The sequence below is a fragment of the Rathayibacter sp. VKM Ac-2835 genome (assembly GCF_013266705.1).
Classification (GTDB): Bacteria; Actinomycetota; Actinomycetes; order Actinomycetales; family Microbacteriaceae; genus Rathayibacter.
Map to the genome: position 1 here is coordinate 270,045 of NZ_JABSNQ010000003.1, position 19,698 is coordinate 289,742.

Sequence of the window (19,698 nt, forward strand, 5' to 3'; positions counted from 1 at the left end):
GATGGACGCCGAGGACCCGCGCAAGGTCGTCTGGATCACGGGAGCCGGCTCCGGGATCGGAGCGGCGTCGGCCGAGCGCGCGGCGGCCCGCGGCTGGACGGTGGTGCTCAGCGGCAGGTCCCGCGAGCGCCTCGACGCGGTCGCCGAGCGGATCGGGAGTGCCGGCGGGGACGCTGTCGTCGTCCCTCTCGACGTGAGCGACGGGGAGGCGGTGCCCGCCGCCCGGGACGCGGTGCTGGCGGCGGCCGGCCGCATCGACGCGCTGGTCCTGGCGGCCGGGCTCAACTCCCCGCGGCGGACCTGGGGGGACCAGCGGGTGAGCGAGCTCGAGGAGATCGTGCGCACGAACCTGCTCGGGCCGGTGAGCGTGATCGATGCGTCGCTGTCCGAGCTGAGGGCGCACGCCGGCGCGGTCGTGCTCGTCTCCTCGTACTCGGCCTGGGCGTTCGCGCCGATCGCGGGAGTCGGCTACAGCGCGAGCAAGAAGGCGCTGGCCGAGATCGCCCGCACGCTGAACGCGCAGGAGGCCGCCTCCGGGATCCGCGCCTGCCACCTCTGCCCCGGCGACGTCGCGACGGACTTCCTCCGCCACCGGCCGCAGGTCCCGGACGACGTCGCGCGCGCGGCGATGCTCTCGCCGGACGACGTGGCCCGCGCGGTCGAGTTCGTCCTCGAGTCGCCGGCCCACGTCCGCATCGACGAACTCGTGATCTCGCCGGTGTCGCAGCGCTGACGGCGGGAGTCCGCTCGGGGGTGGATCTCGATACGCCCGCTGCGCGGGCTACTCGATCAGCATGAGGGGTGCCTGCTGCGCTGCATGCTGGCATGAGGGTGCGACGCTGCATGCTGGTCGAGTAGCCGCGGGACGCGGCGTATCGAGACCCGGCGCACCCGAAGATCGATCCGGCAGCTTGGGCGGGCAGGAGCTCATCCGATGGAAGCCGTCGAATAAATGACCGAGTCGTCGGATGACCGCCGACCTTTGAAGAGGTGTCGTGCAGTTCAATCCTGTCCTTCAGTAGAGTCGACTCCGTTCACTCTGTGGAGGTAGAAAAATGGCACGGCGACGCGGCATCCTTGCCGAGATCCAGCACCAACAGCGCCTTTCAGAGGCACGCGCGAATGCGGCAGCGCGAGCACAGAGCCAGGCTCGAGCTCAGGCTCAGCGCGCACGGGCCGCCCAAGAGCGGGCCAAGGCAGCCTCCGCCCGGGCTACAGAGGCCGAGCGTAAGCAGTACGAGCGGGAGGCGAAGGCGGCTTATCTGGAGCTGAGGGCGGCCGAAGTCGAGGAGTTGAACGACGACCTGGCTGTCGAGTACGCCGAGATCGACGGATTGCTCGCCGAGACGCTCCGAGTCGACGACTTCGTCGATCTCGAGAGCTTGAAGATTCGGGCTGATCACCCGCCGTTCCCGCGGCGTGACCTGGAGACGCCCACGCCGGCCCCGTCGCTCACGCCCGTTCCCCCCGCCCCCGTCTATATCGACCCGCCGGCGCCGACCGGGTTGTTCGGGAAGAGGAAGAAATTCGAAGACGCGCAGCAGAAGGCAAGGGCGGAGTTCGACCATGCCTACGGCCAATGGGAGGCGTACCGCGACTGGATCCCGACGCGCGATGCGCAGCTCGCGAACGAGCATGCGGAGCTGGAGAGGGGGCGCATCGACCTCCTCACCGCGGAACGGGAGCGGTACGACGCCGCATGCCGGGTGCGGGAGGCTGAAGTCGCCGAGCAGAACTCGTCGATCGACAACCTCATCGCGGGCCTTGGCTATGGAGCCATCGACGCGGTGCAGGAGTACGTGGGGATCGTTCTGGCGAACTCCGTCTATCCAGACTCCTTCCCGGTCGAACACGACGCCGAGTTCGATGCAGAGACAGCCGAGCTGCGGCTTCACGTGACAGTGCCCGCCCCGGACACCCTGCGGACCGTGAAGTCTTTCCGATACGTGAAGGCGACCGACGAGGTCGTCGAGACCCAGCTGTCCAAGGCTGCTGCGAACGAGCGATACGCAAGTGCGCTCCATCAGGTCGCTCTTCGTTCTCTCCACGAGATCTTCGAGGCAGATCGCCGGGGACTCATCCAGGCGATCTCGGCTGAGGTCGGCCCAGAAACCAACGACCCCGCTACAGGGCGCCGAACCTTCATTCCACTCGTTGCCGTCGCTGTTTCTCGCGAGATGTTCATGGAGATCGACCTCAGCGGGGTGGTACCGCTGGCGACGCTGCAGCACCTCGGCGCGGCGGTCGCGAAAAGTCCGTCGACCTTGGCGGCGGTCGACACCTCTGGCGTTCGCCGGTCATGACGGGCGGATCACGGAAGTTCAACCCACCGCCCGGATGGCCCCCGGTTCCGGCTGGGTGGAAACCACCAGCAGGTTGGACTCCTCCGGCCGACTGGCCGACGGTTCCGGACGAGTGGCAACTGTGGATCGAGGAGGACGCAGCGACGCCCGCCGATCCGGTCGATGCGAGAGCCGGAACCCGGCGCGAAGCTCGCGCCATGGAAGCGGATCGTCAGGAGGCGGCTGGAGAACTGCCGACCCCCGTCGCAACAGCGGAGGCGCGCGCCGAGCAGTTGGAGGCGGAGATCGTGACACTCCGTTGGCGGTTGAGGGCCTTCGAGGACGGCTCGGTCGCGGAAGCGTCGGCGACATCGCTCGCTCCGGCGACAGTGCCGGGGACGATCGAACTCAACGATCAGCAGGTGTTGCAAGAGGTCGGTATCTACCGCTACCACCATCCTCTAGAGGATTCAGCGGCGTATCTTCCGAGGTTGAAAGACGTCGAAGCCAGGTCGGCGGCGCTTGTCCGAGAGGGACACGCCATCGAGAAATCGAATCTCTTCACCTTCGACAATTCGCTGGCCAAAGGTCGCAAGATGAGTGACGATCTGTCGAAGCTCATGCTTCGTGCGTACAACGCGGAGGCGGAGAACAGCGTGCGCACGTTGAAGCTGGGCAATGTGCATACCGCGAAGAAGCGCCTGGAAGCCTCCCGCGCGGCGATCGCCAAACTCGGCGCCATGATGGCGATGCACATCAGTGACCAGTATCACGGTCTGCGACTCGAGGAGATCGAGCTCACGGCGGACTGGCTGATGAAGAAGCAGGAAGAGAAAGAAGAGCAACGCGAGGAGCGAGCGCGTCTGCGGGAGGAGGCCCGCGTCGAGAAGGAGCTCCGAGAGCAGAGAGCGCAGCTCGACAAGGAGCGCACTCTTCTTGTTCAGACCATCGATCAGCTGCGGAACGCTGGAGTCTCGGACGCCGACCTGGAGGTGCGGTTGGCGGCGATCGACCAGGCCATCATCGACAACAATTACAGGGCTGCGAACATCCGAGCGGGCTTCGTGTACGTCATCTCCAATCGAGGAGCCTTCGGAGAGGGGGTCGTCAAGATTGGTCTCACCCGGCGGCTAGAGCCTGCCGATCGGGTGCATGAACTCGGTGGCGCATCCGTCCCGTTCCGCTTCGACATCCACACCATCTACTTTTCCGAGGACGCTGTCACGCTCGAAACGGAGTTGCACCGTCACTTCGCGGGACGCGCCCTCAATCAGGCGAACAGCCGAAAGGAATTCTTCTTCGCGACACCAGCCGAGGTGCGGGACGTGCTCGAAAGCAAAGTCGGCAACCTTCTTGAGTTCCGCGAGACGGCGGACGCCACCGAATTCTTCCAGTCGGTGGGTCGCTGGCCGTCTACTCAACGGCCGGTGGCGGTACTCGGCTAGGGACGGCGTTCATCTGCTTAGTCCAGGGAGACCCGGCGATGTCTTAGTTCGGTAGTCGGAGAAGGGGCGCCCGCCCGTCCGCCTACCCTGCTGTCCGAGGTGCCCGCTGCGGTGCTTCGAGACCCGCTGTCGCCAGCGCTTCGGTGATGGTGGCTCTCGATATGCCCGCTGCGCGGGCTACTCGATCAGCAGGGGCCCGCGGAACCCGCCGCGTCAGCCGGAGGACTCGCGGGGGACGAGGCGCACCGGCATCGAGCGGACGCCCGGCGTCGCTCGGCCGTGGATGGCGTGCGAGAGCTCCTCGGCGGCGGCGCGGCCGAGGGCCTCGAGCTGCATGTCGATGCTGGTGAGCGGGGGGCGGGCGGCCTCGACGAGGAGGTCCCAGTTGTCGAAGCCGACGACGGCGACGTCGCGCGGCACCGGGTGGCCGCTCTCGCGCAGGTGGTCGAGGGCGCCGCGGGCGATCTGGTCGCTGGCGCAGATGATCGCGTCGAGGTCGGGGTGCGCCGCGAGCAGCGACTCGGCGCACTGCCGGCCCCAGCTCTCCGACCACTGGCCGTAGAGGACGTCGCCGCCGACCAGCGGGAGGCCCGCCTCCGTCAGTGCCCGCTCGACGCCGCGGGCCCGGTCGTGGGCGGCGGTGTAGCTGGGCTCGCCGTTGATCAGCGCGATGCGGGTGCGCCCGCGCTCGATCAGGTGGCGGGCGGCGAGCACGCCGGCGAGCGTGTTGTCGGGAGTGAAGGACGAGTCGCGCTCGTCCTCGGAGGGCGCGTAGGCGTAGACCACGGGGACGGGGATCGTCGCGGTGATCGACGGCCGCGGGTTGGTCGTCCGGCCGAGCACGACGATGCCGTCGACGCGCTTGGCCAGCAGGTTCTTGATGTGGTGCTGCTCGCGGATCGAGTCGCCGCGGGCGTCGCAGAGGAAGACCGAGGTGGAGCCGGCGCCGAACGCGTCCTCGGCGCCGAGGAGCACCGGCAGCACGAAGCGGTTGTCGAGATCGTTGGTGAGCATGCCGATCGTGCCGGTGCGCCGCGAGTTGAGGGCCTGCGCGAACGGGTTCGGCGTGAAGGAGAGCGCGGCGGCGGCGTCGAGCACCTTCTGGCGGGTCTCGGCGCGGACCTGGTCGCGGCCGTTGAGCGCCTTGGAGGCGGTGGCGATCGAGACGCCGGCCTCGCGGGCGACGTCGGTCAGCGTGATGGTGCCCGTGGGCTTGCGCGGCGCGATGACGTCCTCCTCCCGCGGGACGCCGGTGCGCCCTGGACGATCCTCGCACAGGATCCCGCGAACCGAAAACACCGAAAACACGCCATCTCTTGACGCCGCCTTCCCGCCGTGTCTACTTTGAACCCGCAGAAAGTAGTTTCGGTCCGGCGCACCGTCCGGCCCCCACGCACCACCACCCGTCAACGACGAAGGGAACATCCGCGATGAAGAGGAAGCACACTCGGGGCCTCGCCGCCGCCGTCCTGCTCGGGACCGCAGCGGCAGCACTGACCGGCTGCGCGGGAGGCTCGGGAGGTGACTCCACCTCCGCCGCCGGCGGCACCTACACGTTCTGGGACCCGTATCCCCAGTTCGACGAGTCGTCCGACTGGGCGAAGCTCATCGACTCGTGCGGCACCGAGGCCGGCGTCACCGTCGAGCGCACCGGCTACGACACCACCGACCTGACCAACAAGGCGCTCCTCGCCGGGCAGCAGGGCAGCTCGCCCGACATCCTGCTCGTCGACAACCCGGTCGTCTCCACGCTCGCCGAGTCAGGCATCCTGACCACCACCGCCGAGAACGGCCTGGAGACCGGCGACATCGACGCCAACATCCTGGCCGCGGGCGAGGCCGGCGGCGACACCTTCGGCGTCCCGATCGGGGCGAACACCCTCGCGCTCTACTACAACAAGACCGTGCTGGCGACGGCCGGCGTCGACGTCTCGTCGATCACCGACTGGGCGAGCCTCACCGCCGCGCTCGAGAAGGTCACCGCCTCGGGCGGCAAGGGCATCACGTTCTCCGGCATCGGCACCGAGGAGGGCACCTTCCAGTTCCTGCCCTGGTTCTGGGGCTCCGGCGCCGAGCTGACCGAGCTCGACTCGGACGCCGCCGTGGACGCGGTCTCGCTCTGGACCGACTGGCTGGAGAAGGGCTACGCGCCCAACTCCGTGATCGGCAACACCCAGACCACCAGCTGGCAGGAGTTCGAGACCGGCGAGTACGCCTTCGGCGAGAACGGCACCTGGCAGCTCGCGAACGCCAAGGCCTCCGGCATCGACTACGGCATCCTCACCATCCCCGCGAAGGACGGCGGCTCGGCCCCCGCGCCGACCGGCGGCGAGTTCCTCACCCTGCCCGTGCAGAAGGACGAGGCGCGCTACGAGACGTCGACGGCGATCGCCGAGTGCCTCACCTCGACGGACAACCTGGTGACGACCGATGACACGCTGTCGTACATCGCGCCGACGGCCGCCGCGCAGGAGGCGCAGGTCGCCGGGAACGCCGACCTCGAGCCCTGGGTCGAGGCCGTCCAGGCCGCGAAGGGGCGCACCTCGGACGACCTCGGGACGAAGTACCCGAAGATCTCCGAGCAGCTCTGGTCCGCGGTGCAGACCGCGCTGAGCGGCTCGCAGTCGCCGGCCGACGCGCTGAAGGCGGCGCAGTCGGCGGCCGAGTCCGCGACGCAGTGATGAGTGTCGTGGAGCCCCTTGCTGATCGAGGAGCCCGCTCTGCGGGCGTCTCGAGATCCGCCGGCGTCAGAGGGGTGGTCTGCAGACCAGACGGTCTTGCGGCGGTGGGTCTCGATACGCCCCTGCGGGGCTACTCGACCAGCAGGTGGGGCGCCCCCGGGGCGCTCCAGACTCGGGAGGAACGATGACGACGGCCACGGAGACGGCGCGGTTGCTGCGGCGGGACGCCGAGCCCGGGGTCGCGCCCGTCGCAGCCCCAGCGCCGAGGCGGCGGCGGCCGGGCGGGCAGCTCGCAGCGTGGGCGTTCCTCGCTCCGCTCGTCGTCTACCTGCTCGTCTTCTACGCCTTCCCGCTCTACCGCAACCTCGAGCTGAGCCTGAAGGACTACACGGTCCGCTCCTTCGTGCAGGGCAACGCCCCGTTCGTCTGGTTCGACAACTACGTGCAGGTCTTCCGCGACCCGACCTTCGGCCCCGCGCTGCTGCACACCGCGGTGTTCACGGGGGTGTCGCTGGTCTTCCAGTTCACGCTGGGGCTGGCGCTGGCGGTCTTCTTCTACCGGCGCTTCCCGCTGGCGAGCACGCTCCGGGCGCTGTTCCTCGTGCCGTGGCTGCTGCCGCTGATCGTGTCGGCGTCGACCTGGTCGTGGATGCTGAACAGCGACTCCGGGATCGTGAACGCGTTCCTCGAGTCGTTCGGGATCGGGCAGATCAACTGGCTGACCTCGCCGTCGACCTCGCTGATCGCGGTGCTGATCGCCAACATCTGGATCGGCATCCCGTTCAACCTGGTGATCCTCTACTCCGGGCTGCAGAACATCTCGCAGGACCTCTACGAGGCGGCCTCGCTCGACGGCGCGACCGGCGCCCAGCAGTTCTGGCGGATCACCTTGCCGCTGCTGCGCCCGGTCTCGGCGATCACGATCCTGCTCGGCCTCGTCTACACGCTGAAGGTGTTCGACATCATCTGGATCATGACCAAGGGCGGGCCGGCCGACGCGTCGACGACCCTGGCGACCTGGACCTACCAGCTCGGCTTCGGCTCGATGCTGCCCGACTTCGGCCCGGCGGCAGCGGTCGGCAACCTGCTGATCATCCTCGCGCTGGTCTTCGGCCTGATCTACATCCGGGTCCAGCGGAAGCAGGCCGACGCATGAGCGCCCGGCGCCCCTGGTGGCTGACCCTCGTGGGCGTCCTGCTCACCGCGATCATGCTGTTCCCGGTCTACTGGATGATCAACGTCTCGCTCACCCAGACCGGCTCGATGCGGAAGGATCCGCCGGACTGGTTCCCGTTCGCGCCCACCTTCTCCGGCTACCAGGCCGTGCTGAGCGAGCAGCTGCCCTACCTCGGCACCAGCCTGATCGTGGGCCTGGGCACGGTGCTGCTGACCGTGGCGATCGCCGCTCCGGCGGCGTACTCGCTCGCGAAGCTGCGGCCGCGCGGCGGGCAGGGGCTCTCGTTCGTCCTGCTGATCGCGCAGATGATCCCGGCGATCATCATGGCGATGGGCTTCTACGCCATCTACCTCAACCTGGGGCTGCTGAACTCGGTCCCCGGCCTGATCGTGGCCGACTCGACCATCGCGGTGCCGTTCGGCGTGCTGATCTTCACCGCGTTCATGTCGGGCATCCCGGACGAGCTGACCCAGGCCGCGCGGATGGACGGCGCGAGTGCGTGGCGCACCTTCACCTCGGTGATCATGCCGATCAGCCGCAACTCCGTCGTCACGGTGTCGCTCTTCGCGTTCCTCTGGGCCTGGTCGGACTTCATCTTCGCGTCGACCCTCGACAGCGGCGGGAAGCTCCAGCCGATCACCCTCGGCATCTACAAGTACATCGGCAACAACAACCAGGAGTGGAACTCGATCATGGCGACCGCCGTGGTCGCGTCGCTCCCGGCCGCCCTCCTCCTCGTCGTCGCCCAGCGGTACGTCTCGGCGGGTGTCACCGCCGGTGCCGTCAAGGACTGACCCTCTTCCTCCTAGGAGATCCTCGTGACCCTGACCACCACCGTCGCCCTCGGCGGCCCCGTCGCCCCGACCGCCGGCGCGCTCCGGCCGCTGCGCCAGGACGAGATCCGGCTGACCGGCGGCTTCTGGCAGCACTACCAGCGGCTCGGCGCCGAGGCCGTGATCGGCCACTGCCTGAGCTGGATCGAGCGGGTCGGCTGGGCCGGCAACTTCGACCGCGCGGCGAACGGCACGATCTCCTCGGCGGCCGGCGGCGACCTTCACGCGGGCATCGAGTTCGTCGACTCGGAGGTCTACAAGCTGCTCGAGGCGATGGCCTGGGAGCTGGGCCGCTCCGACGATCCGGAGCTCGCCGCGCAGTACGAGGCGCTGGTGCTGCGGGTCGCGGGGGCCCAGGACGAGGACGGCTACCTGCACACGAGCTTCGGCCGACCGGGGCAGCGGGCGCGCTACTCCGATCTGGAGTGGGGGCACGAGCTGTACTGCTTCGGCCACCTGATCCAGGCGGCCGTGGCGCGGCTGCGCACCGGGCACGACGACCTGCTGCCGGCCGTGGCGCGGCGGCTGGCCGACCACGTGATCGACGCCTTCGGGGCGGAGGGGCGCGTCGCGGTCTGCGGGCACCCCGAGATCGAGCCGGCGCTCGCCGAGCTGGCGCGGGCCACCGGCGACGGGCGGTACCTGGAGCAGGCGCGGCTGTTCGTCGAGCGGCGGGGCACGGGGACGCTCGGGGCGATCGCCTTCGGGCCCGAGTACTTCCAGGACGACGTGCCGGTGCGCTCGGCCGAGGTGCTGCGCGGGCATGCGGTGCGGGCGCTGTACCTCTCGGCGGGGGCGCTCGACGTCGCCGTGGAGACGGGCGACGCGGAGCTCGAGGCCGCCGTGGGGCGGCAGTGGGCGGCGACGGTCGCGCGCCGCACCTATCTGACCGGCGGGATGGGCTCGCACCACCAGGACGAGGCGTTCGGCGCCGACTACGAGCTGCCGCCGGACCGCGCCTACGCCGAGACCTGCGCGGCGATCGCGTCGAACATGCTGTCGTGGCGGCTGCTGCTGCGCTCGGACGACGCGGCCTACGCGGATCTGATGGAGCGGACGCTGCTGAACGCGGTGCTGCCCGCGACCCGGGAGGACGGACGCGCCTTCTTCTACACGAACACGCTGCAGCAGCGGGTCGACGGGGTGGCGCCGGACGAGAGCGTCGAGACCGACCGGGCGCAGTCGAGCCTGCGGGCGCCGTGGTTCTGGGTGTCCTGCTGCCCGACGAACACGGCGCGGACGCTCGCGAGCGTCGAGCTGAGCTTCGCGACGGCGACGGACGACGGGGTGCAGCTGCACCAGTACGGCGCCTACCGGGTGACGACGGGCGGGGTGTCGCTCGAGGTGGAGACCGCGTACCCGGAGGACGGGGAGATCGCCGTGCGGATCCTCGCTGACGCGGAGTTCGCGCTGACGCTGCGGGTCCCGCCGTTCGCGCGCGGGGCGGCGGTGCTGGACGGGCAGGTGGTGGACGCGGGGCTGTCGACGGTGACGGTGCGGCGGGCGTTCGCGGCCGGCGATGTGGTGCGGCTGTCGCTGCCGATGCCGGCGCGCTTCGTGACGCCGCACCCGCGGATCGACGCGGTGCGCGGCCAGGTGGCGGTGGAGCGCGGGCCGTTCGTGCTGGCGCTGGAGTCGCTCGAGCTGCCGGACGGCGTCGATACCGAGCACGTCGCGGTGGACGCGGGGGTGGAGCCGGTGGCCCTCGGCGACGGCGCGAGTGTGACGCTCGTGCGCCGCGACGCCGCGTCCTCCGCCTGGCCGTACGACGTGCCGGCGGAGCTCGGCGAGCAGTTCACCGCCGAGTTCCACCCCTACTACCGCTGGGCCAACCGCGGCCCCTCCACGATGCGCATCTGGACGCCGACCCTCTGACGCGCCGCCGCGAGATGCCACTTGTGTACGCCTTCTGCGGCGTGTCGCGTGCACAAGTGACATCTCGCGGCGGGGGTCAGTGCTCGCGGCGGGAGGGGACGTCGGCCGGGGTCTCCAGGGGGGCGTCCTGGACGGTGGCGCGGTCGGACTTGGAGCGGTCGCCGCGGGTCTTCAGGAGGCTGGCGATCGTGGCGACGGCGATCGTCGATCCGATGAAGGTGAGCGAGAACCAGATCGGGATCTCGGGGACCCAGAGCAGGGGCTCGCCGCCGTTGATGAACGGGACCTCGTTGACGTGCAGGGCGTGGAAGACGAGCTTCACGGCGATGAAGCCGAGGATGACGGCCAGACCCTGGCTGAGGTAGACGAGGCGCTCGAGCAGTCCGCCGATCAGGAAGAACAGCTGGCGCAGACCCATCAGCGCGAAGGCGTTCGCGGTGAAGACGATGTAGGCCTCGTTGGTCAGTCCGTAGATGGCGGGGATCGAGTCGAGCGCGAAGACCAGGTCGATGAAGCCGATGGCGACGATGGTCAGCAGCATCGGGGTGACGAAGCGGCGGCCGTCCTTCTTCACGGTCAGCTTGTCGCCGTGGTACTCGTCGGTGACGGGGAGGATGCGGCGCACCAGGCGCATGAAGGCGTTGTTCGACGGGTCGCCGTGGTCGCCCTTGATCTGCTGGTAGGCCAGCACGAAGAGCAGGGCGCCGAAGAGGTAGAAGACCCAGGAGAAGTTCTCGATCAGGGCCGCGCCGACCGCGATGAAGCCGCCGCGCATGATCAGCGCGATGACGATGCCGATCATCAGCACCTTCTGCTGGTAGATCTTCGGCACCGCGAAGCCGGTCATGATGATGAGGAAGAGGAAGAGGTTGTCGAGAGACAGCGCCTTCTCGGTGAGATAACCGGCGAAGTACTCGCCGCCGTAGCGCCAGTCGGCGACGAAGCCGATGCCGACACCGAACAGCAGCGCGAGGCCGATGTAGAAGGCCGACCAGCGGGCGGACTCGCCGATGGTCGGCTCGTGCGGCTTCCGCACGTGCGCGAAGAACTCGTAGACGAAGAAGGCGATCGTCACGGCGATGGTGATCAGCCAGATGACGGGGGTGATCTGCACGGAGGTGCTCCAAGAGGGTCGGTCGATGAGGGACCAAGGTCTCCTCCACTCCGGCCGCGACCTCTTGGAGGTGGTGGCGGAGCCGATGGCCCGGGACGCTCATTCGCATCCGTCTTGACGGGCTCACCGCAGTCGGGAGTACTCCCCTTGCTGTCTGCGATTCTACTCAGGGATCGCGAGCGCAACCCTGGGAGAGTACCGACACGTCGCATCTGGATCCATACCGCTCTATATTGGATCCAGCGGCAGCGTGCCGCGCGGAGAGGCGGCGCATGGCGATCCAGACGGTCCTCGGCCCGATCGAGGCGGCGTCGCTCGGCGTCGTCTCGATGCACGAGCACCTGCTGACCGACGCGAGCGCGCTGCAGCGGCCCGGCGTCGAGGCGCTCGATCCCGACGCCCCCGTCACCGCCGAGCTCGCCGCCGCCCTGCGCTGGAGCCAGCTCGCGCTCGCCGACAACCTCCGCCTCGACGACGTCGAGCTGCTCGCCGACGAGCTCCGCGCGGGAGCCGCCGCGGGACTCGCCCTCGCCGTCGACCTCAGCTCGCTCGGCTTCGGCCCCGATCGCACGCGGTTCCCCGAGCTGTCCGAGCGCGCCGGCGTCGCGCTCGTGGCCGGCTACGGCGCCTACCTCCCTCGCCTGCTGCCCGAGTGGTACCTCGCGCTCGACGTCGACGGCCGCACCGCGCTGTTCACGCGGGCGCTGACGGAGAGCGTCCCCGGCACCTCCTACCGCGCCGGACTGCTCGGCCTGATGGGCACGACCGGCGCCTTCGCGACTCCCGAGGGGGAGCAGGAGCGGATCAGCCTCACCGCCGCGGCCCGCGCGGCCGCCGCCACCGGCTCGGCGATCACCGTCCGGCTCGCCGCCGACGCCCGCAACGGACTCGAGGTGCTCGCGCACGTCGTCGCCGAGGGAGTCGATCCCGACCGCGTGGTCTTCAGCACCGTCGACGAGTTCCTCGACCTGCCCTACCTCCGCGACCTCGGTCAGGCCGGCGCCGTGCTCGAGCTCTGCTTCGGCAACGAGGGCGCGCACGTCGGCCGGATCCGCAACGCGAGCGACCCGCAGCGCCTGGACGCGCTGCTGGAGCTGCTCGGCACCGACCCCGGCATGCGCTGGGTGCTCGGCCACAGCACCTGGACGAAGGGCCAGCTGCGCCGCTTCGGCGGGCACGGCTTCGACCACCTCGGCGCGCGCGTCCTGCCGGGGCTCCGCGCGCTCGGCGTCGCCGACGACGTGCTGCGGCGGATGAGCGTCGAGGAGCCCGCCCGGCTGCTCGACCGGCACTGATCCGACCGGCACTGATCCGACCGGCCCTCACCGCCCCCTCCGGCCCCGACGACTCCGGCCCCGACCCGGCCCCCCCCCCCGACGAGAGAGACGCAGACCCCATGAGAGACACCCTCGCCCCCCTCGCGCCGATCGAGCCCTTCCTCGTCGACGGCGCGTGGCTCGCTCCCGAGGGCGCCGAGCTGCTCGACGTCGTCGACCCCGCCACGGAGGAGCTGCTCACCCGCGTCCCGCAGGCCGGCCCCGCCGACATCGAGGCGGCCGTCACCGCCGCCCGCCGCGCACACGACGACGCGCGCTGGAGCGGGATGAGCCCGCACGACCGCAGCCGCATCCTGAACCGCGTGGCCGACCTGATCGAGGAGCGCCTCGAGGAGCTCGCGGTGCTCGAGACCCGCGACAACGGCAAGCCGATCGAGCGCTCCCGCGCCGACACCGCGACCTCGGCCCGCGTCTTCCGCTACTACGCGGGCGCCCCCTCACGGCTGACCGGCACAGTCGTGCCCGTCGACGCGCAGCACCACGTCTACACGACGCTCGAGCCGGTGGGAGTGGCGGCGCTGATCCTGCCGTGGAACTTCCCGATCATGACGGCGAGCTTCAAGCTGGCGCCGGCGCTCGCCGCGGGCTGCACCGTGGTGGTGAAGCCGGCGGAGCAGACTCCGCTGACGATGCTGCGCCTCGCGGCCCTCTGCGAGGAGGCGGGCGTTCCCGCGGGAGTCGTCAACGTGCTCACCGGCGACGGCCGGGTCGGCGCGGCGCTCACCGAGCACCCGCTGGTCAGCAAGGTCTCCTTCACCGGCAGCACCGAGGTCGGCCGGAAGGTGATGCGCGCCGCGAGCGAGGACTTCACCCGCTTGACTCTGGAACTGGGCGGCAAGAGCCCGAACATCGTGTTCGAGGACGCGGACCTGGACGCCGTGGTGCTGACCGCGATGCGGGCGTCGTTCGGCCACTCCGGCCAGATGTGCACGGCGGGCAGCCGGCTGCTGGTGCAGCGCTCGATCCTCGAGGAGGCGACGGAGCGCCTGACCGCGGCGGTGCGGAAGGTCGCGCTCGGCGACGGGCTGGCCGGCGGCGTGACCGTCGGGCCGCTGGTGTCCGAGGAGCAGCGGCAGCAGGTGCTCGGCTACATCGCGCAGGGCGAGGCGGAGGGCGCGGTCGTCGCGGTGGGCGGCGGCGTGCCGGACCGGCCGGGCTACTACGTCGAGCCGACGCTGTTCACCGGCGTCACGAACACGATGACCATCGCGCGCGAGGAGATCTTCGGCCCAGTCGTCGGCATCATCCCGTTCGAGGACGAGGACGAGGCGGTGGCCCTCGCCAACGACCAGACCTACGGGCTCGCCGCCGGGGTGTGGACGAACGACCTGGCGCGGGCGCACCGGATGGGGCGGCGGCTGCGCGCGGGCACGGTGTGGGTCAACACGTACAACCTGTTCGACCCGGCGCTGTCGTTCGGCGGCGTGGGGGAGTCCGGGATGGGGCGCGACCTGGGCGAGGAGGCGCTGCGCTCGTTCTGCGAGCTGAAGAGCGTGGTCGTCGCGCTCTGAGCCCGGCGCCGGTTCGATCTGCCGGCGATCCGCGCGGGAACGCCATTTCCGCCGCGTCCGTGCGTCTCGTGCCGGCGTGATCGCCTGCACATCGGACAGCACCCCTCCGGGAGGGTGCCGGGCCGGTGTGCAGGTGCTCCTCCGCTGTGCAGGTGCCCGCGCGTTGTGCAGGTGCTCCTCCGTTGTGCAGGTGATTCGGCGCGGAAGCCGCTCACCGGCGCGAGGGCGGGAGGGGCGGATCGCCTGCAGATCGGACAGCAGCCCTCCGCAGTGCAGGTGCGCGTCCGGTGTGCAGGTGTGCGCGCGTTGTGCAGGTGCTCCTCCGTTGTGCAGGTGATTCGGCGCGGAAGCCGCTTACCGGCGCGAGGGCGGGGGCAGGAGGGGCGGATCGCCTGCAGATCGGACGGGGTCGTGCCGGGCTCAGGCGTCAGATCCAGCCGATCTTGTGGGCCTCGATCACGGCGCGCTGACGGGTGTCGACGTCGAGCTTGCGCAGGATCGACGAGACGTGGTTGCGCACGGTGCCCGCGGAGAGGTGCAGCGCCCTGCCGATCTCGCCGGTGGTCTCGCCGCGGGAGCCGGCGCTCAGGACGTCGAGCTCGCGGTCGGTGAGCGGGCTGCGCGTGGTCGCGAGAGCGTCGGCGGCGATCTCGGACTCCTCTTCTGGCGCGGGTGGATCTCGATACGCCCTCTGCGAGGGCTACTCGATCAACATGAGAGGGGGAGCAGCCGGAGGCTACGTCGCCCTTCCGTCAGCCGCCCGCCTCATGCTGGTCGAGTAGCCGCGCAGCGGCGTATCGAGACCCGCCGTCACCAGAAGGGCGGGTCTGCAGACTCGTCCTTCTGACGGTGGTGGATCTCGATACGCCCGCTGTGCGGGCTACTCGATCAGCATGGAGTTCCCCGCACTGACGAGGTGGCCTCTCCTGGTCAGCATGGAGTTCCCCACTCACGAGGTGATCTCTGCTCGGAGCCCTCGGCGAGGATTCCGCGCCTGGGTCGGCAGCTCGTGCGGCGATTCCGGCACCCTCGTCACGTCTCCTCGTCGAGGAGGAGAAGAGGAGGGACGGAGCTGTGTGCATCGAGGACGTCGGACCGGTCGAGGCCGTGTGGGCCTTCGTGAACGCCTACGACGAATGGGCCCAGCGGGGCTACACGCGGAGCATCCCTGACGAGCTGGCGAGCGCGGTGACTGAGAAGGGGCTTCCGGGTCTCGACTCGGATGCTCGGTGGTACTCGCGGGGCAAGGTGAGGCAGGTCGGGAGCATGGTCGTCTCCGAGGTCGAGCTGCTGTCGAATTCGGGTACCGACGCCGTCGTCGGGGCGCTCCTCGACACGACGGGCATCCGCGTCCTCGCCAACGGCAAGGAGACGTTCCGCAGCACCGAGGAGAAGGATCTGATCCACCGCGTGCGGATCAGCCTCGTCTTCGACGGCCGCTGGCGGATCGACGTGATCGACACGGTGGAGTAGCGGCGGGCGGACGGCGCCGACCCCTGCACTGCGCAGAAGTCGTCGTAGTAGGTGGTCCGGTACGACGACTTCTGGAGAGTGGGGGCGGCGGGCGCGGGGGCAGTCAGGGGGTCGGCGGGCGGGACGACGCCGTGAGGCGGCGGACGGCGTCTCCTGGGGCGTGGGCGACGCGGGGGGACTCCGCGAGGAGGAGGGTCGCGCGGGTCGGGGCGTACTCGGGCCAGTCGGGACCGGGGGCGCCGGTGGCGGCGAAGGCGGACCAGTGGCGGGTGAGGGCGTCGCGGAGGGAGGCGGGGGCGGCGTCGCCGACCTCGGCGCGGGCGAGGTCCGAGTCGTCGACGTGACGGAAGAGGAAGGGCAGCTCGAGGGAGTGGCCGGACCGCCGAGCGCCGGCGGCGGCGGGCTGCTCCCAGGTGAAGAGGCACGCGCGGGTGGAGCCGGTGGCGTCGGCGCGGGCGTCGAGGAGGCGCTGGCTGGGCTGCCGGTAGATCGTCTCGGCGAGGCAGGCCTCGAGCTGCTCGGCCGGGGACGTCTCGCGGCCGAGGTCGGCGCGCAGGGCGGTTGCGAACGCCTCCGTCCGGCGGCCGCGCGACGCGGGCCAGTGCGGCAGGAGCAGCGCCAGTTCGCGCTCGAGGAGCTCCGGCGCCGGGTCCGGACCGCTGGGATCGACGAAGCCGGAGCCCTCGTTCACGTTCGTGCCGACGATCAGATCCACCGTCGAGGAGGCTCCGGCGGCGACCGCGTCGACCGGCGCCGCGGGCAGCACGCGGCCGTCGAGGCTCGGCCGGAAGGCGGGCGTCGGGTTCGGGTGGCCGGCCGAGCGCCGCTCGATCAGGCGCTGCTGGGCGGCGACCACCTCCTCCCACGGCAGAGTGAGCAGCCGCGACGGATCGTCCGGCAGGCCCAGGAGCGCGAGCAGCTCGGCGGTGACGCCCTCGCCGAAGTCCCGCGAGCCCATCCGCTCCGGGTTGCCGCTCTGCAGCACCGCCCGCTGGAAGAGCCCGGCAGCAGCGGGCGCGGCGAGCAGCGCCGAGACGAGCACCGCGCCCGCGGACTGCCCGGCGAGGGTCACCCGCGACGGGTCACCGCCGAACGCGGCGATGCCCGAGCGCACCCAGCGGAGCGCGCCGATCACGTCGAGCAGCGCGAGGTTCGCGGAGTCGGCGTACTCGGCGCCGAGCAGGTGCTCGAGGGTCAGGAAGCCGAGGGCGCCGAGGCGGTGATTCACCGAGACGACGACCATCCGGCCCGCGGCGGCGAGGCGCGCGCCGTCGGACAGCGGCTCCGCATTCGATCCGACGATGTGCAGGCCGCCGTGCACCCAGACGAAGACGGGCAGGTCGCGGGCGGCGGGGTCCGGCGTCCAGATGTTCAGGTGCAGGGAGTCCCGCTCGGAGACGGGCGCGTCGGCGAACGGCTGCGGGGCGATCGGCCCGCGCGCGGTCGCGGGGCGCACGCCCGCCCAGCGCTCCGCCGCGACGCCGGGCCGGAAGCGCTCCGCGACCTGCAGGAAGGGCACGCCGAGGAAGGCGTGCACCGCGCCGTCCGGCGTCTCGAGCACCCGGCCGCGCACGGCTCCGCCCGGAGTGACGACGACCGTCATGCGGGCTGGTGCAGCACGGGCCCGTGGCCGGGCGAGAGCGTGCTCTGCAGCACGAGGGAGGAGGCGCCGATCGCCGCGGCGTCGCGCGGGTTGGCGGACAGCTCGACGCTGATCGGGTGCGCGCGGCGGGCGAAGCGGCGGCCCTCGAGCCGGGAGCGCAGCGCCCGCGTGTAGATCGAGCCGGCGATCGCGACGCCGGGGCCGGTGAGGACGAGCGCGTCGAGGTCGAAGAGGTTGGCGAGGGTGACGGCGCCGTCGGCGAGGTGGCCGGCCGATCGGCCGAGCAGCGCCTCCGCGGCGGGGTGGCCGTTGATCGCGGCGAGGCTCAGCACGTCGAAGTCGCGGGCGTTCTGCTCGACCTCGAAGGTGAGGTCGAGGTCCGCGAAGGCGGCCCGGTCCGCCTCGGCGTCGTCGACCACGACGGAGGGCGCCGCGTAGCGCTCGAGGCAGCCGATGTTGCCGCAGAAGCACTCCCGGCCGCCCGGGGCGATGGTGATGTGGCCGATCTCGGCGGCGTTGGAGCTGGCTCCGCGGAAGAGCGCGCCGTCGAGGACGATGCCCGCGCCGATCCCGGTGCCGACGTAGATGCTGCCGAAGGTCTCGTGCCGCGAGACGCCGCGGCTCCAGAACTCGCCGATGGCGGCGGCCGCCGCGTCGTTGTCGAGCAGGATCGGGATGCCGAAGCCGGCACCGAGCTCCTCGCGCAGCGGGAAGTCGCGCCAGCCCTGCAGGGTGGGCGGGCCGAGGATACGGCCGGCGGCCTGGTCGATGGGGCCGGGGGCGACGACCGCGACACCGGCGATCGTGCGGCGGTCGAGGCCGGTGCCGCGGACGAACGCGGCGTAGCCGTCGACGATCCGCCGGGTGACCTCCTCCGGGGCCGCGAGGGCCGCGCCGCGGATCTGCTGGCGCGCGAGCACGCCGCCGCCGGCGTCCGTCGCCACGAAGGTGATCGACTCGAAGCCGAGCTGGACGCCGACGCCGATCCGCGCCCGGGTGTTGATCTCGAGCATCTGCCGCGGCTTGCCGCCGCTGGCGGTGGAGCCCGTCTCGCGGACGATGCCGTCGGTGAGCAGCTTGCGCACGATCAGCGAGATCGACGGCTGGGTCAGGCCGGTCGCCGAGGTGAGCTCGACGCGGCTGATCGGCCCGGAGGAGCGGATCAGGTCGACGACGAGGGCGCGGCTGCCCGGGGCCGCGGGGGTCGCCTCACGACGCGCCATGCCTGCTCCTCACCGCTCGACCGCCAGCGTACGGGACCGGGGGCCGCGGCCCGCGCCCGCGCCTACGCTGGTACCGCCCGTCCGAGAGAGAGCCGCCATGACCGATCCGAGACCGCCGCGGCCCCTCGGGCTCGCCCTCGTCCGCGCCACCGAGATCATGGGCGCCGAGCCCTACTTCCACGAGTTCATCGCGGGGGTGGAGCACGCGGTCCGCCCGGCCGGGCACTCGGTGCTGCTGAACGTGCTGCCCGACCGCGACGCGGAGATCGAGACCTACCGGCGCTGGGCCCGCGACGGCGAGGTCGACGGCGTCGTGCTCGTCGACCTGGAGGTGGACGACCCGCGGCCGGCGCTGGTGCGCGAGCTCGGGCTGCCCGCGGTGATCGTCGGCCCGCCCTCCGCGGCGCGGGAGCTGCGGGCGGTCTGGACGAACGACGACGACGCGATGCGCGACGCGGTGCAGTTCCTCGCCGATCTCGGCCACGAGCGGATCGCGCACGTCGGCGGGCCGGAGGAGCTGCTGCACACGCGGATCCGGCGCGAGTGCTTCCTCCTGGAGTGCGCCGACCGGGGGATCGAAGCGGTCGAGCGCTCGGGCGACTACTCGCGCGAGTCCGGCGGCCGCGCGCTGCGCTCGCTGGCGGCGGAGTCGCAGCCGGCGACCGCGGTGATCCTGGACAGCGACCTGATGGCGATCGGCGCGCTCGACGCGGCCCGTCAGCTCGGCCTCGACGTGCCGGGCGCGATGTCGCTGCTGGCCTGGGACGACTCCGCGCAGTGCCAGCTGAGCGAGCCGCCGCTCTCGGCGGTCTCGCACGACGTGCAGGTGATCGGCATGCTGACCGGCCAGGAGCTCCTGAGCGAGATCGCCGAGTCGGCGAGCGGATCCGTCGCCAGCCCGCCGGTCGTGGTGGTGGCGCGCGGCACGACGAGCGCCCCTGCGCAGCCCGCCGGGCACGTGGACTGACGCCTCGGGGGAGCCGCGTCGTCGCTGATCCGTCATGCCTGATCTTTACATAAATTATTAATCTTTGTACTTGACGCGGAGCAGGAGCATCAGCGACTCTGGGCACGTCGCCGCGGTGATCGACTCCCGATCAGCTGCGGCGCGAGACACGTCACCGGTCGAAGGAGCCTGGCTAAC

Annotated in this window: 16 protein-coding genes; 11 read left to right on the top strand and 5 right to left on the bottom strand. The window is 71.0% G+C overall.

Features of this window, described 5'->3' with window-relative positions; all coding sequences use genetic code 11:
- The first annotated feature begins 1 nt into the window (after window position 1).
- From HRK28_RS15065 to HRK28_RS15075, 3 genes are all read left to right on the top strand, one after another.
- A complete protein-coding gene (locus tag HRK28_RS15065; protein WP_173252182.1) occupies window positions 2-733 on the top strand; it encodes an SDR family oxidoreductase in 732 nt (243 codons plus the stop codon).
- Window positions 734-1,055: 322 nt separating this feature from the next.
- Window positions 1,056-2,303: a hypothetical protein gene (locus HRK28_RS15070; RefSeq protein ID WP_173252183.1), complete on the top strand. Its 1,248-nt coding sequence runs from the start codon at window positions 1,056-1,058 to the stop codon at window positions 2,301-2,303.
- Window positions 2,304-2,500: 197 nt separating this feature from the next.
- A complete protein-coding gene (locus HRK28_RS15075) occupies window positions 2,501-3,727 on the top strand; it encodes a DUF4041 domain-containing protein (RefSeq protein WP_254304936.1) in 1,227 nt (408 codons plus the stop codon).
- A 213-nt stretch (window positions 3,728-3,940) separates the two neighbouring features.
- Here the strand turns inward: HRK28_RS15075 and HRK28_RS15080 are convergent, their stop codons facing one another.
- Window positions 3,941-5,026 carry a LacI family DNA-binding transcriptional regulator gene (locus tag HRK28_RS15080; RefSeq protein WP_347877743.1) on the bottom strand — a complete coding sequence of 362 codons (1,086 nt, stop codon included), beginning with the start codon at window positions 5,024-5,026 and terminating at the stop codon, window positions 3,941-3,943.
- Window positions 5,027-5,157: 131 nt separating this feature from the next.
- On the opposite strand from HRK28_RS15080, the gene HRK28_RS15085 reads away from it, so the two are divergent.
- The 4 genes from HRK28_RS15085 to HRK28_RS15100 all read left to right on the top strand — a co-directional run bounded on the left by HRK28_RS15085 (window position 5,158) and on the right by HRK28_RS15100 (window position 10,293).
- Window positions 5,158-6,408, top strand: coding sequence for an extracellular solute-binding protein (locus tag HRK28_RS15085; protein ID WP_160086205.1), 1,251 nt, complete (start codon window positions 5,158-5,160; stop codon window positions 6,406-6,408).
- 184 nt (window positions 6,409-6,592) lie between these two features.
- A complete protein-coding gene (locus tag HRK28_RS15090) occupies window positions 6,593-7,564 on the top strand; it encodes a carbohydrate ABC transporter permease (RefSeq protein ID WP_173252186.1) in 972 nt (323 codons plus the stop codon).
- Complete coding sequence (locus HRK28_RS15095) at window positions 7,561-8,379, top strand: carbohydrate ABC transporter permease (RefSeq protein WP_160086209.1); 819 nt, start codon at window positions 7,561-7,563, stop codon at window positions 8,377-8,379. Before HRK28_RS15090 ends, HRK28_RS15095 begins: the two co-directional genes overlap by 4 nt.
- A gap of 24 nt (window positions 8,380-8,403) precedes the next feature.
- Window positions 8,404-10,293 carry a beta-L-arabinofuranosidase domain-containing protein gene (locus HRK28_RS15100; protein WP_173252187.1) on the top strand — a complete coding sequence of 630 codons (1,890 nt, stop codon included), beginning with the start codon at window positions 8,404-8,406 and terminating at the stop codon, window positions 10,291-10,293.
- Between the two features lie 76 nt (window positions 10,294-10,369).
- On the opposite strand, the gene HRK28_RS15105 is transcribed toward HRK28_RS15100, so the two are convergent.
- The gene (locus tag HRK28_RS15105) at window positions 10,370-11,407 is read right to left on the bottom strand and encodes a TerC family protein (protein ID WP_173252188.1); all 1,038 of its coding nucleotides are present in this window, start codon (window positions 11,405-11,407) and stop codon (window positions 10,370-10,372) included.
- Window positions 11,408-11,679: 272 nt separating this feature from the next.
- Between HRK28_RS15105 and HRK28_RS15110 the strand changes: the two genes are divergently transcribed.
- Both HRK28_RS15110 and HRK28_RS15115 read left to right on the top strand, forming a co-directional pair.
- Entirely contained in the window at window positions 11,680-12,702 is a 1,023-nt protein-coding gene (locus tag HRK28_RS15110; RefSeq protein WP_173252189.1) for a phosphotriesterase, read from the top strand.
- Window positions 12,703-12,803: 101 nt separating this feature from the next.
- Window positions 12,804-14,255, top strand: coding sequence for an aldehyde dehydrogenase (locus HRK28_RS15115; protein WP_173252190.1), 1,452 nt, complete (start codon window positions 12,804-12,806; stop codon window positions 14,253-14,255).
- Between the two features lie 427 nt (window positions 14,256-14,682).
- Here the strand turns inward: HRK28_RS15115 and HRK28_RS15120 are convergent, their stop codons facing one another.
- Window positions 14,683-14,904 (bottom strand): LuxR C-terminal-related transcriptional regulator, encoded by a 222-nt coding sequence (locus tag HRK28_RS15120; RefSeq protein ID WP_173252398.1) that lies wholly within the window; start codon window positions 14,902-14,904, stop codon window positions 14,683-14,685.
- A gap of 617 nt (window positions 14,905-15,521) precedes the next feature.
- Here HRK28_RS15120 and HRK28_RS15125 point away from each other — a divergent pair.
- Complete coding sequence (locus tag HRK28_RS15125) at window positions 15,522-15,728, top strand: hypothetical protein (RefSeq protein WP_173252191.1); 207 nt, start codon at window positions 15,522-15,524, stop codon at window positions 15,726-15,728.
- A 103-nt stretch (window positions 15,729-15,831) separates the two neighbouring features.
- Here HRK28_RS15125 and HRK28_RS15130 read toward each other — a convergent pair whose 3' ends face one another.
- Together HRK28_RS15130 and HRK28_RS15135 are read right to left on the bottom strand one after the other, a co-directional pair.
- Window positions 15,832-17,331, bottom strand: coding sequence for a carboxylesterase family protein (locus HRK28_RS15130; protein ID WP_173252192.1), 1,500 nt, complete (start codon window positions 17,329-17,331; stop codon window positions 15,832-15,834).
- Window positions 17,328-18,554, bottom strand: coding sequence for an ROK family transcriptional regulator (locus tag HRK28_RS15135; protein WP_173252193.1), 1,227 nt, complete (start codon window positions 18,552-18,554; stop codon window positions 17,328-17,330). The genes HRK28_RS15130 and HRK28_RS15135 overlap by 4 nt, the downstream gene beginning before the upstream one ends.
- A gap of 97 nt (window positions 18,555-18,651) precedes the next feature.
- Between HRK28_RS15135 and HRK28_RS15140 the strand changes: the two genes are divergently transcribed.
- Window positions 18,652-19,521 (top strand): LacI family DNA-binding transcriptional regulator, encoded by an 870-nt coding sequence (locus HRK28_RS15140; protein ID WP_173252194.1) that lies wholly within the window; start codon window positions 18,652-18,654, stop codon window positions 19,519-19,521.
- Window positions 19,522-19,698: the final 177 nt, after the last annotated feature.